Genomic DNA, 12049 nt, shown 5'->3' on the forward strand with positions numbered 1-12049 from the left:
GAAGAACCAGTTTTATTACCTGCATTAATGGCATCCACTTGAGGTTAACCACGCGAACATGCTCAACAGTTCCAATTTTTTAGCGTACACCAATCCATTGCGGCGCGAGGGAATGCTGCTCAGCCACTATTACCAGGCCGAGGCAGAACACCAGATGGTCACCACCGACCTGCTGCAAACCGCCGCGCGCATCAAAGCGCGGGTGCTCATCTTCTGCGCCGACCATGCCCCATCCACGTTTGAACAATACCTGGTCGACGTGGTCCCCGCTCCCCAGCCGCAACAGGTAAGCACGATCACCTTAAAAGATTGGCTGCCGGGGCTGGAGCCTTTCTCTGCCGCGAGCTGGCTGGAGATCATCGAAAAAGAACACGCTGCCGGATTGGAGATCGGGTATCACAGCCTGATTGTGTTGTTTGAAATGGGCTGGCTGGAGCGCGCCAGCCTGTCCGCGCTGGAACTGCTCGCCTTCCAGAACGACCTGACCCGCCTCTCGGCCCGCCTGCAAGCCCTGACGGTGCTGCAGTACCGGCGCGACCGGGTTGATCACCTGCTGCTCATGCCTGCCCTCTTCAACCAATCCGCCTATATTCTTGGCACGCGCACCATTCGCAACCCCTACGCCTTGCAGGGCGTCTCGCAACCCCGGCCGCCGAAAAAAAATGAAGTATTGGAGAGTATCCTGCTGCAGTTCGACGCCATTTACAAAGACCAGTACCGGCTGGCAAAAACCTTTGAAAACTACCAGGTGCTGGTCGATTCCATCCCTATTCTGCTGGCCAACATCGACCGCCACCTGCACCACATCTTTGTAAACCAGGCCTACGCCGATTTCTTCCACATGAATCAGGAAGATTTGATCGGCCAACCCATCTCGCTGGTCTTTCAGCACTCCATTATGGACCGCCTGCAAGGGTTGGTGGAACGCGCCCTGGCGGGTGAGACAGTGGAAGCGGAAGTGGAAGCGCCAGACCTGAAAGGCAGGCGCCGCATTCTCAAAGTGCATTTCATGCCCCAGCAGGAAAATGAAAAAACGCGGTCTGTAATTGCGATCTGTGAGAATATTACCGATTTGAAAGAAAGCGAAAGCCGCATCCAGTTGTTAAGCTCCGGCCTCGAAGCCCTGACCTCTGGAATTGTGATCACCGACCGCAAAGGGACGATCCAGTGGGTGAATAATGCCGTTTGCCAGATGACGCATTACACGTTAGGTGAGCTGATCGGAAAATCGACCCGCGTGTTCAAATCGGGCAAGCAGACCAGCGAATTTTATGAAAACATGTGGGGCACCATCCTGTCCGGCAACACCTGGCAGGGCGTGTTGATCAACCGCCGCAAAGACAACAGCCTGTATTATGAAGAATTGACCATCACCCCCGTGCGCGCCAACGGCACAGGAGAAATCACCCACTTTTTTGCCATTAAACAAGACGTAACCGACCGCAAGCGCATCGAAGAGTCTCTGCAGCGCAGTGAAGAACGCTACCGCCTGTTGGTGGAAAACCAGGGCGAAGGTTCGGTGATCGTGGATGAAAAGCTCAGATTTGAATATGTCAACATGGCCGCCGAAACTATCCTCGGCGCGAGCATGAAAACCCTCAGCCAGATGAGTTTTTACGAGTTCACCGATGAAAGCGGCAAGAAAATGCTGCAAAGACAGGTGCGTGAGCGCAAAAAAGGCCGCTCTTCCAGCTATGAAATGACCATAGACCGCCCCGACGGTGAAAGCCGCCATGTGATTATCACCACCACGCCGCGCTTTGACAGCCAGGGTATGTTCATGGGCAGCTTCGCCGTCCTTCGCGACATTACCGAGCGCAAAGAGATGGAAGAAGAGCTTCGCTACTTCAGCGCGCACGACCGCCTGACCGACCTCTACAACCGCTTCTTCTTTGAAGAAGAGTTGAAGCGCCTGGAGCGCGGGCGCGACTTCCCGGTCAGCATCCTTGTCATGGATATGGATAATCTCAAAGTAACTAACGACACTTACGGCCACCTGTCCGGAGACGCTCTGCTCAAGCGCCTGGCGAAAGTGCTGCAAGACTCCTTCCGCGGAGATGACGTCATCTCGCGCATCGGCGGAGATGAATTTGCCGTCATCCTGCCGCGCACCCGTGCCGAAGACCTGGAGCGCTCCATGCAGCGCCTGCGCGAAAAAATTGAAGACGCCAACGCCAAAGGCGATGAAGAAGAACAGATACACCTCTCCATTGGCGGGGCAACAGCCGAGGTAAAAATGCCGCTGGTGCACGCTCTGGAACAGGCTGACCTGTTGATGTACGAAGAAAAACGCCGCAAAAAACGCGACGCGCGCGCCGCTGCTGAACCAGCGGCAGAGTAAGCGAGGTAAACATGACCACCCGCCCCCCCACCCGAGACCGGATCCCCGCCAGCAGCCCAGACGCGCGCCCCGCGCGCCGGCCGGGTTGGATTCGCGTGCCGCCCACCGACCACGAAACCCTGCAGTGGCTGAAAAGCCTGATGAAGCAGAAAACCCTCCACACCGTGTGTGAAGAAGCCGGCTGCCCAAACATCAGCGAATGCTGGGGCAGCGGCACCGCCACCTTTCTAATGATGGGCGATGTGTGCACGCGCGCCTGCCGCTTTTGTGATGTGAAGCACGGCCGCCCCGCGCCCCTCGATTGGGATGAACCGGAGCGAGTGGCGCAGGCCGTGCGCGCCATGCAGTTGAAACACGCCGTCATCACCAGCGTCAACCGCGACGAGCGCAAAGACGGCGGCGCGCCAATCTTTGCCATGGTTATTCGCCGCATCCGCGAGCTGCAGCCGGGCTGCTCGGTGGAAGTGCTCATCCCCGATTTCAAAGGCTCGCTGGAGGCTCTGCAGATCGTGATGGATGCGCGCCCGGAAATTTTGAATCACAATGTCGAAACCGTACCTTCGCTCTATCCAACCATCCAGCCACAAAGCCGCCTGGAATGGAGCGAAGCCATTCTGCGCGGGGCCAAACGCATGGACCCCGAAGTGCTCACCAAAAGCGGCATCATGCTGGGGCTGGGTGAAAGCATGGAAGAAGTGCGAGCCGTGCTGCGCGATCTGCGCGAATGGGGCGTGGATATCCTTACCATCGGCCAGTACCTGCAGCCCAGCCGCCGCCACGCGCCTATTGCCCGCTATTACACCCCGCAAGAATTTGATGAGCTGAAGCAGTTCGGGCTGGACCTGGGCTTCCGATGGGTGGAAAGCGGCCCGCTGGTGCGATCCTCTTACCACGCCGCCGAGCAGGTGCGCGCTCTCAGCGCCGTGCATCAAAGCCTGTCCCATCCCAAGTAGAAAGCGCAAAGGGGTAGTGTCCACCATAGCGTAGGGTGGGTGCAGGGCGACCCGATGGAATGCGTTCGAAGCGGATTCACACCGCCCGGAACCCACCGTTGAATCCAAACATGATGATGGGTGGGTTCCGGGGCGGCTGTCATGATAAATCATGTTCATTCTCACGCCCCTTCACCCACCCTACTTTTTTTATACTGTTTGGATTCGGCATACCCCCCCACACCAACAGGCATTGTTAAACAACAAGGCGCGCCAAACGCGCGCCCTGTCATTTTAATCATGTGTGCCCGAAACTAATTCAGCTCGCGCCCAAAGGGGAACAACGCCAGCGGCACCAGCTTGAGATGTTGTTTGGCAAACGGCAGCCCAACGATGGTGATCGCCAAAATCAACGCGTGCCCCAAATGCACCAGAGCAATTTCCCAACCGAACAAAATCAGCCACAGCGCGTCGAATACCACAGCCACAAACCCGCTGGCGCGCTCGGTCACCACAATCTCACGCCCAAAGGGGGTCAGCGCGGCGACGCCCAGCTTAATCGACTGCACGCCAAAGGGAATGCCAATAATGGTCAGGCACATTGCCAGGCCGCCCAAAATATACCCCATGCCAGTAACAAAGCCGCCAAACAGCAGCCAGATCACATTACCAAGAAAGCTCATCGTTTCATCTCCTGATTCGTTCTATACTGTTTCAAATTCACTATCATATACGCAATCTCTGCCAGCGGGTTGCAAAGCGCGCAATTTGGATTATGATGGAATGGGTTATTGGTATTGGGGTGAATAAAAAATCTCCCCTTGCGGAGCCACCCGCTTTCAAGTAAGATTGATCGGTTTGAGGAAAATTACCCGAAAGATGTGAGAGGTTGAAAAAAGATGCGCGACGCACCCAAATTCCCGTATGCCTTCATCGATAAAATCATCGTATCCCAGGAAGAAATTGACCAGCGCGTGTGTGAGCTGGGTGAAACCATCACCCGCGACTACGCCAATTCCGAAAATCTGCTGCTGCTGGGCCTGCTGCGCGGCAGCGTGATGTTCATCACCGACCTGATGCGAAAAATTCACCGCCCCATGACCATGGACTTCATGTCGGTGTCCTCGTACGCCGGCAGCGAATCCAGCGGTTTTGTGCGCATCGATTCAGACCATAAAACCAATATTCACGGCTGGGACGTGATTCTGGTCGACGATATCGTCGATAGCGGCTTCACCGTCCATACCGTGCGCAAGCTGCTGCTCGACCGCAAACCCAACAGCATCAAAGTGTGCGCCCTGCTGGATAAACCCGACCGCCACAAAGTGGATATTCACATCGACTATCTGGGTTTCAGCATCCCCGATTACTTCGTGGTGGGCTACGGCCTGGATATTGACGAAAAAGGCCGCAATCTGCCCTACATCGCCTCGGTCGACCTGGAAAAATTCAAACAGATCTATAAAAAATAGCCGTCTTTTGCGAACTGCGCCAACGCGGGCCTGGCTCATGGTGAGCCAGGCCCGTTTCTATTGCTTAAACCTTCACCAACCCGGGCTGCCGTAAGCTCACGGGGTGGTGAATAAGGAGAGAGGAAGAAAGAAGGATGTTGCTTGTTTGCTTGCTGCCAACTGCCAGTCGATGAGACCGCCTACCAATAAAGAAGAAAGAGGAGGAAGGAGAAGAAAGCCTTGCACCGCGCAGCCCCTGTGCTTACAAGCGCCAGGCGGGTGGCTGGTTTCTTACCAGGAAATCGGGTTTATAATGACTTTTCAGGTACTGGAGTTCAGTTTTTTGTGGAACTTTCTGAACCCTTCTTACGACTATAGGATACAGCGGATGCAAGCGCCTGCCATCGGTCAGGCAGCCAGTTCGCGCGGAACCAGCTGGGCAGACTCAAACCTGGCCAGCCGACCAGTCCGCAACTCTGCTAAACTCAGTAGAATGGACATTAACTGATAAGGACGCACGGCATGGAATCATCTGAAGTGAATAAGGAAAACACAATGAATGCCGAAACAACCAACGCTGCACCTACATCCAAAATGACATCACTGCTGGCCACCACCCGGCAGTACGTTCTGAAACCGCATGAATTTTTCAGCCAGCAAGTGGACAAACCCATGAAGCGCTGGTGGATTCTGGCCCTCGTAATTCTGGCCCTGAGCCTGCTGACCATTCTGGTATCCAACAGTGCCGAAGCGCGCATCGCCATGCAGGAAGCCGCCGCGGCCATGCCCGACCCCTCCATGATGGGCGGTAAAGGTGTGGTGGTATCCAACGGCTACGGCGGCGAAGTCTACCCCGGCCCGCAAGCCGCCGGGGCCAACGGCGCGCTGAGTGCCCTGAAAACCGCCGGAAAGCTGCTCATCATCCCCATCGGCTGGCTGGCGTGGAGTGTAAGCCTGTATGTGGGCACGCTGCTTTCGGGCGGGCGGGGCGGTTTCAAAAATGTCTTGCGCATGGTCATGCTGGCCTGGCTGCCGCTGGCGCTGCGCTCGGTTATCCAGACCATCTACATTCTGATCAGCGGGCAGCCCATCAGCAACCCCGGCCTCTCCGGGCTGGTGGCGAACCCCACTTCCATCGGCCTCACCGCTCTGCAAGCCCTGCTGCGCTACATGGATGTCTATTTCATCTGGACGCTGCAGCTGCTGGCGCTGGGCATCAGCGTCTACGGGCGGCTGCCGCGTAAAAAGGCGTTCATCCTCACAGGCGCTTGCGCCCTGGTCTTGCTGCTGGTCCTGCTTTTACCGGCTTTCATTGGCCAGGTGGCCGGCGGTATTCAGAACGGCATGCTCGGCATGTGAGCGAGAAAATATCATGAACCCTGAAGCCAACCAACCCCAGCCGGTAATCCGCCTGCGGCAGGTTCACCGCCAATTCAAAGTGGGGTTTGAAACCGTCAACGCATTAGACGGCGTGGACCTGGATATTCGCCGCGGCGAGTTTTTTGGCATCACCGGCCCGTCGGGGTCTGGCAAGTCGACCATGCTGTACCTGGTGGGCGGTATGGACCGCCCCACGGCCGGACGGATTGAGGTAATCGGCCAGGACATCAGCCAGATGGACGAAAATCAACTGGCGGCGTTCCGGCGCACCATGGTGGGTTTTGTGTATCAGAGTTTTCACCTCATCCCCACCATGACCGCCCTGCAGAACGTGGAGTTTCCCATGATTTTCAGCCAGGTTCCGCGCAAAGAACGGCGTGAACGGGCCGCCGAACTGCTGGAAAAGATCGGACTGGGCAACCGCATGCAGCACAAGCCCACCGAAATGTCTGGTGGGCAGCGCCAGCGCGTGGCCATCGCCCGCGCGCTGACCAACCATCCCGAAGTGCTGCTGGCCGACGAGCCCACCGGCAACCTCGACAGCCGCAGCGGCGCCGAAGTGGTAGAGCTGCTGCACGAGCTGATCAAAACCCAGGGTGTAACCGTGCTGATCGTCTCGCACGACCCGGCTGTCATCGCTTCCACAACCCGCCACATCCAGCTTCAGGATGGGCAGATACAACACTCGGAGAGCTAAATGAAACACTCCATTTTCACCAACACCATCAGGGTATGTTCAATCCTGTTCCTTCTGCTGGGGATGATCAACACCAGCGCGCTGGCCGCGCAAGACGCGCCGCCTACCCCCGGACCCACTCCAGAACCCACTGCCGAACCCACCCTCGCGCCACAGCCCGACCCGGCGCTGGACGCGGTAGAACCCACCAGCCTGCCCGCCGCCACCGGCGGAGAGATCACCGTGCGCGGCGCAGACTTTGAAAGCGGTTTCAAAGTGCGCCTCGAAGGGCTGGGACTGCTGGATACCACCTTTGTCAACAGCAGCTACCTGAAAGCTGCCATTCCACCGGGCAGCAATCCGGGAACCTACCCGGTGATCATTGTGCCCAACACCGGCGCTGCATTCGGCGGCAATGTATCAGTTACCCTCACCGGCTCGCAGAGCGCCAGCGAACCCTCGCTGATGATCACCCAGTACGAACCTGACCCCGACCAGCCACGCCCCGGCGACACTTTCCGCATCATTTTCTACGTTTTCAACGCCGGTTCGGCCGCCGCGCGCGACACCTTCATCTCCTTTGGCAGCGGCGCCTTCATTCCGGTGGGGCAAACCACCCACCCCCTGGGCGAAATTGCCCCCGGCGCCACCACCAGCATTGAGATCAAATTCCGCGTGCCCTCGGCCGCCGCGGGCGGCGTGCAGAGCCTGCCGGTGAGTCTGAACGCCAAAGACGCCAGCGGCAAGCTGTACGCTTGGGATCACTCCGTCTCGGTGGAAGTCTTCCAGCCCACCCCCACCCCGCCGGTCGATTCGACCACCACCGGCGCGCGCCTGGTGATCGTCTCCAGCCGCAGCGCGCCCGAAGTGGTGCAGCCGGGCATGAAGTTCGAGCTGTTCCTCTCCATCCGCAACATGGGCACGCGCCCCGCTTATAATATTCTGCTCCACCCCGACAGCGCCTCAGGCGTCATGCTCTCTGGCGGGCGCAACAACCTGGTGATTAATAACATCCCCGCCGGCCAGCAGGTGGAAATATCAGTGCCGATGGTCGCCAACTCCACCGTCAAAGCCGGCACCATGGCGGTGCAGTTCACCCTGGAGCACGGCAACCCACCCGAGACCAACACCCAGGCGGTGGGTATCAACTTTGAATCCAATCTCTCCACCCAGCCCAGGCTGATCCTGGCCGGCTACGAGAGCGACCCGGAAGTCATCCGCCCCGGCGTGCCGGTTACACTGACCCTGCTGCTCACCAACGTGGGCGGCGGTGACGCTGATGGCGTCACCCTGACCCTGGGCGGCAAAGACGGCGCGGGGTTAAAACCCTTCTCACCGGTCAACTCGAGCAATGTCAAGTTCACACCCTTCATCCCCGCTGGCGAAACCAGCGAGATCAGCTTCACCCTGCTGCCCGACGGCAGCGCGGAAGCCAGAATCTACAACCTGAGCGTCGACCTGAGTTACTCCGACCCGTTCGGCACAGCCCTCACCGACACGCAGGTGATCAGCCTGATGGTGCAAAAACCACCCCTGCTGGAGATCGGCTTTTACGAACCGCTTTACCCCATGCCAATGGGCATGCCCATTCGCCTGCCGATTCAAATCATCAATCTGGCCTCTGACCGCGCCAACCTGCTCAACATGGAAGTAACCAGCGATGCCATGACCATTGAAAACGGCACCACCTTTGTGGGGCGGCTGGAAAGCGGTGGCTATTTCTCGATGGACGCGATGGGCTACGCCGACCAGCCCGGCATGTTGGAGGTTACCGTAACCGTTAAGTACCTGGACGGTTTCAACCAGACCCAGGCGGTTACCCAAACCCTGCAGGTGGAAGTGATGGAAGCCGAGCCCATGCCCATGGAAGGCGAGATCGGCCCGGATGGCATGCCCATCACCCCCGAAGGTGAAATGCCAACCGAAGGCCCGCAGGGCGGCCTGCTGAATACCCTGCTGCGCATTGTGAAAGGCCTGCTCGGGCTGGGAAGTTAACCAGCGGTTACGCTTATGAACGCAAGAGATCTGTTTTACCTGGTGATCAACAATCTGAAACGCATGAAGGCCCGCGTGGTGATGACCGCCATGGGCGTGCTGATCGGATCGGTGGCAGTGATCCTGCTGGTATCGCTGGGGTTGGGCTTGCAGCGCAGTTTCACCCAATCCCTGGGCGAAATTGGCGACCTGACTCTGCTGGAAGTGCGCCAATCCTACGATATGGGTCCGGTAGCCTCTACCAACCCGCAGACCGACAACCAGTTGGACAACGATACGGTGGATTCCTTCCGGCAGTTGCCCGGCGTTAAAGCGGTTACCCGCAAGGCTTACCTGCAGGGCGGGTCCATGATGCGCTACCAGAAATATGAAGGCTACGGCAGCTTTATGGGCGTTGAGCCCAGCCAGTTGGAGCTGTTGGGATTCCAGATGGCCAGCGGCGAAGCGCGCATTGCCCCCGGGCAGGTCATCGTCGGCGCAGAAATCGCCCGCAATTTTTACAATCCGCGCACCTATGAACAGGTAGACCCCACCACCATTGACCTGCAAGATAAAAACCTGGAACTGGTGCTGCAGCGCTACCCCGAGCCTGATCCCAACAGCTACGACCCCACCCAGCCCCCTGAGGTGGAAGAGCAAACCGTGCGCCTGCGCGTGGTGGGCGTGATCAAGAAATCGGGCGGGCAGGTAGATTATGCCATCTTCATGCCCATCAAAGAAGTGGAAAAATATAACCTGTGGGCCACTTTCGGCGTACCCAGCAAAGACCCCTGGTCGAACAGCGTGTGGGTCAAAACCACCAACCCCAGCACCGCCCTGGATGTGGAGAAAGCCATTACCGAAATGGGCTACATGGTCGAGTCGCCGCGCCAGTTCATCGAAAGCATGAACCGCTTCTTCCTCATTGTGCAGGCCGTGCTGGGCGGCATTGGCGCGGTCGCGCTGTTGGTGGCGGCGGTGGGCATTGCCAACACCATGATCATGGCCATTTACGAGCGCACCCAGGAAATCGGGCTGATGAAGTCGCTGGGGGCGCGCAACGCAGACGTGATGCTGGTTTTCCTGGCAGAAGCGGGCGGCATTGGTCTGCTGGGTGGTATTGGCGGGGTGCTGGTCTCGCTGGCGCTCGCCGCGCTGGGTAATTCCATTGGCGGGCCGCTGCTGGCCGGCAGCGGATTGTTCCCCGCACCCACCGACGGCTCCATGAACCTGACCCTGCTGTATATGCCGGTTTGGCTGGTGATCTTCGCACTGGTGTTCTCCATCCTGATCGGCATGGCCTCCGGCGTCTACCCGGCCATTCGCGCCGCCAGCCTGGACCCATTAAACGCTCTGCGCCACGAATAAAAAAGCCGGGAGAAAACCATTCTCCCGACTCCATTTGATCCGCCAATCCGCCCCAAAAGGGCGGTTTTTTTTAGATCTGCTGGCTGTGGTTTTGCCATGCCAGGCCCCCCATGCCCACCGCGAACCAGAAGAAAAAGATAAACACCGGGTTGCGCAGCAGCGCCACACTGCCCGAAAAGAGGACCACCAGGCTGGAGACGAACATCGCCGCGCCAACAAAGCCGGTGGATACCATTGTCATAAATTCCTCAAACGGCAGGGCTAAAAAGCCCAGCGCCAGGGCAAAAATGATCATCAGCCAAACTTGCAAGGTGTCGTTGAGGTTGATGGTCAGCGAAAGCTGCTTCCAGCGTTCCGGGCTGCCCCCCAATTGAAGCACATACGAGATGACCAGCCCCACCAACCCGCCCAGCATACTGCTGGTCAGAACCAGAATCACCATATACAAGGGCCGGGCAATCAGCGCACCGATCACACCGCCAATCGCAAAACCGATCAACGGGAACCACGCGCCCACCCCCGCCGGCGGAATGAAAAAGAAAGAAAAGAGATAATAGCCCAACGCGCCGCCCAGCAGCAGGCCGCCCAGCGCCGGTTGTTCGTGAATCAAATTGATCCCCGCCACACAGATCGCCACCCCGGCCAGAAGAATGAGCAAACTGGAAATCCAACCAATCATAACAAGTCCCCTCCTCATTTTATTTTAATCATTAATAGTATAGGTCATCCCAACCCATAGAGCAACCGTCTGATACAGATTCGATGGGCATCCAAAGAATAGCCGCGTTCCCTTTCCCTGGCCTGCCCCTCATCCACAAATCCATAGTTGACTCGCGCCGCGCGCTTGCTTACCATAATGTTAATCAGCAAAGAAAGGGAAAACGGCGCGTGAAGTGGATTCGGGTGCTTTCATGGGTATTGAGCTGGATGGTGATGGCAGGCGTAATCGCGGCGTGCGTTTGGGCTTTTCAGCCGCTGGCCACCCTGCTCAGCCTGCGTAAACTCAACGATTACCCGCTCTACCGGCTGGACTACTACGGAGACATGCAGAGCAATCTGGCTAAAGCCGAAGCGCTGGAGCATTTTTTTGCAAGCTGGGAACAGGCGATAGCCAGCCAACCGCAAGCGGGCTTCGCCTGCTCGCTGTTCTTCAGCGCGGCCGACCCCGCCGATATGCAGTATGGGCGCAACTTCGACTGGCAGTATTCTCCGGCGCTGGTGGTGGTCGTTCATCAGCCGGGCGGCAGCACCTCCATCTCGATTGCCAACCCACAGTGGATGGGCTTTTCGGTGCAGCGCGCCGCCCACCTGGACCAGCTTCCCCTGGTTGAGCGCCTGCCGCTGCTGGCCAGCCCCGCCCTGTTGACCGATGGCATGAACAACCGCGGTCTGGTGGTGGGCATGGCCGCCGTGCCCGAGCGCGGCGAGCTGTTTGACGCGCAAAAACCCACTCTCGACTCGTTAATGGCCATGCGCGCCCTGCTGGACACAACCGCCAGCGTACCCGAAGCCGTTGAGCTGCTGGCCGCTCACAATATTGACATGGGCAGCGGACCCTCCATCCATTATCTCATCGCCGATTCAAGCGGCCAATCTGCCCTGGTCGAAATCACCGCGGACGGGTTTTTCCAGAGCGCGCCCAACGGCCCCTATCAGACAGCCACCAACCACTACTTCACCGACCCGCCCGAACAGCAGCCAGCCTGTCCGCGTCTGGAAACGATGAACCAGGCCCTGCAGGCCGCTGGCGGCCGCCTGGCGCCCGGAGAAGCCATGCGCCTGCTGCAGCAGGTATCGCAGGCCAATACGCAGTGGTCAGTGGTGTACCACAACACCAGCGGGCTAATGGAAGTGGTGATGGACCTGCGCTACGACCAGCCCCTCACCCTGCGCCTCAACATGCGCTGAGCGCGGCGCACCCTACCCA

Annotated in this window: 10 protein-coding genes; 8 read left to right on the forward strand and 2 right to left on the reverse strand. The window is 58.3% G+C overall.

Annotation, left to right across the window (positions count from 1 at the left end; genetic code table 11):
• The first annotated feature begins 58 nt into the window (after nt 1-58).
• Both ADN00_RS05000 and lipA read left to right on the forward strand, forming a co-directional pair.
• Nucleotides 59-2341, forward strand: coding sequence for a PAS domain S-box protein (locus tag ADN00_RS05000; protein ID WP_075061844.1), 2283 nt, complete (start codon nt 59-61; stop codon nt 2339-2341).
• Nucleotides 2342-2352: 11 nt separating this feature from the next.
• A complete protein-coding gene (gene lipA / locus ADN00_RS05005) occupies nt 2353-3294 on the forward strand; it encodes a lipoyl synthase (RefSeq protein WP_075061845.1) in 942 nt (313 codons plus the stop codon).
• 293 nt (nt 3295-3587) lie between these two features.
• Here lipA and ADN00_RS05010 read toward each other — a convergent pair whose 3' ends face one another.
• Nucleotides 3588-3956 (reverse strand): YccF domain-containing protein, encoded by a 369-nt coding sequence (locus ADN00_RS05010; protein WP_075061846.1) that lies wholly within the window; start codon nt 3954-3956, stop codon nt 3588-3590.
• Between the two features lie 216 nt (nt 3957-4172).
• Between ADN00_RS05010 and hpt the strand changes: the two genes are divergently transcribed.
• The 5 genes from hpt to ADN00_RS05040 all read left to right on the forward strand — a co-directional run bounded on the left by hpt (nt 4173) and on the right by ADN00_RS05040 (nt 10122).
• Nucleotides 4173-4745, forward strand: a complete 573-nt coding sequence (gene hpt / locus ADN00_RS05015; protein WP_075061847.1) for a hypoxanthine phosphoribosyltransferase — start codon at nt 4173-4175, stop codon at nt 4743-4745.
• Nucleotides 4746-5279: 534 nt separating this feature from the next.
• The gene (locus tag ADN00_RS05025; RefSeq protein WP_075061849.1) at nt 5280-6083 is read left to right on the forward strand and encodes a YIP1 family protein; all 804 of its coding nucleotides are present in this window, start codon (nt 5280-5282) and stop codon (nt 6081-6083) included.
• 13 nt (nt 6084-6096) lie between these two features.
• Nucleotides 6097-6801, forward strand: a complete 705-nt coding sequence (locus tag ADN00_RS05030; protein ID WP_075061850.1) for an ABC transporter ATP-binding protein — start codon at nt 6097-6099, stop codon at nt 6799-6801.
• Nucleotides 6802-8775 (forward strand): COG1361 S-layer family protein, encoded by a 1974-nt coding sequence (locus tag ADN00_RS05035; protein ID WP_075061851.1) that lies wholly within the window; start codon nt 6802-6804, stop codon nt 8773-8775.
• 15 nt (nt 8776-8790) lie between these two features.
• Complete coding sequence (locus ADN00_RS05040) at nt 8791-10122, forward strand: ABC transporter permease (protein ID WP_075061852.1); 1332 nt, start codon at nt 8791-8793, stop codon at nt 10120-10122.
• Between the two features lie 70 nt (nt 10123-10192).
• Here ADN00_RS05040 and ADN00_RS05045 read toward each other — a convergent pair whose 3' ends face one another.
• Nucleotides 10193-10801, reverse strand: coding sequence for a TM7S3/TM198-like domain-containing protein (locus ADN00_RS05045; protein WP_075061853.1), 609 nt, complete (start codon nt 10799-10801; stop codon nt 10193-10195).
• Nucleotides 10802-11010: 209 nt separating this feature from the next.
• Between ADN00_RS05045 and ADN00_RS05050 the strand changes: the two genes are divergently transcribed.
• Nucleotides 11011-12030: a carcinine hydrolase/isopenicillin-N N-acyltransferase family protein gene (locus tag ADN00_RS05050; RefSeq protein ID WP_160317465.1), complete on the forward strand. Its 1020-nt coding sequence runs from the start codon at nt 11011-11013 to the stop codon at nt 12028-12030.
• Nucleotides 12031-12049: the final 19 nt, after the last annotated feature.

This window comes from Ornatilinea apprima (genome assembly GCF_001306115.1).
Classification (GTDB): domain Bacteria; phylum Chloroflexota; class Anaerolineae; order Anaerolineales; family Anaerolineaceae; genus Ornatilinea; species Ornatilinea apprima.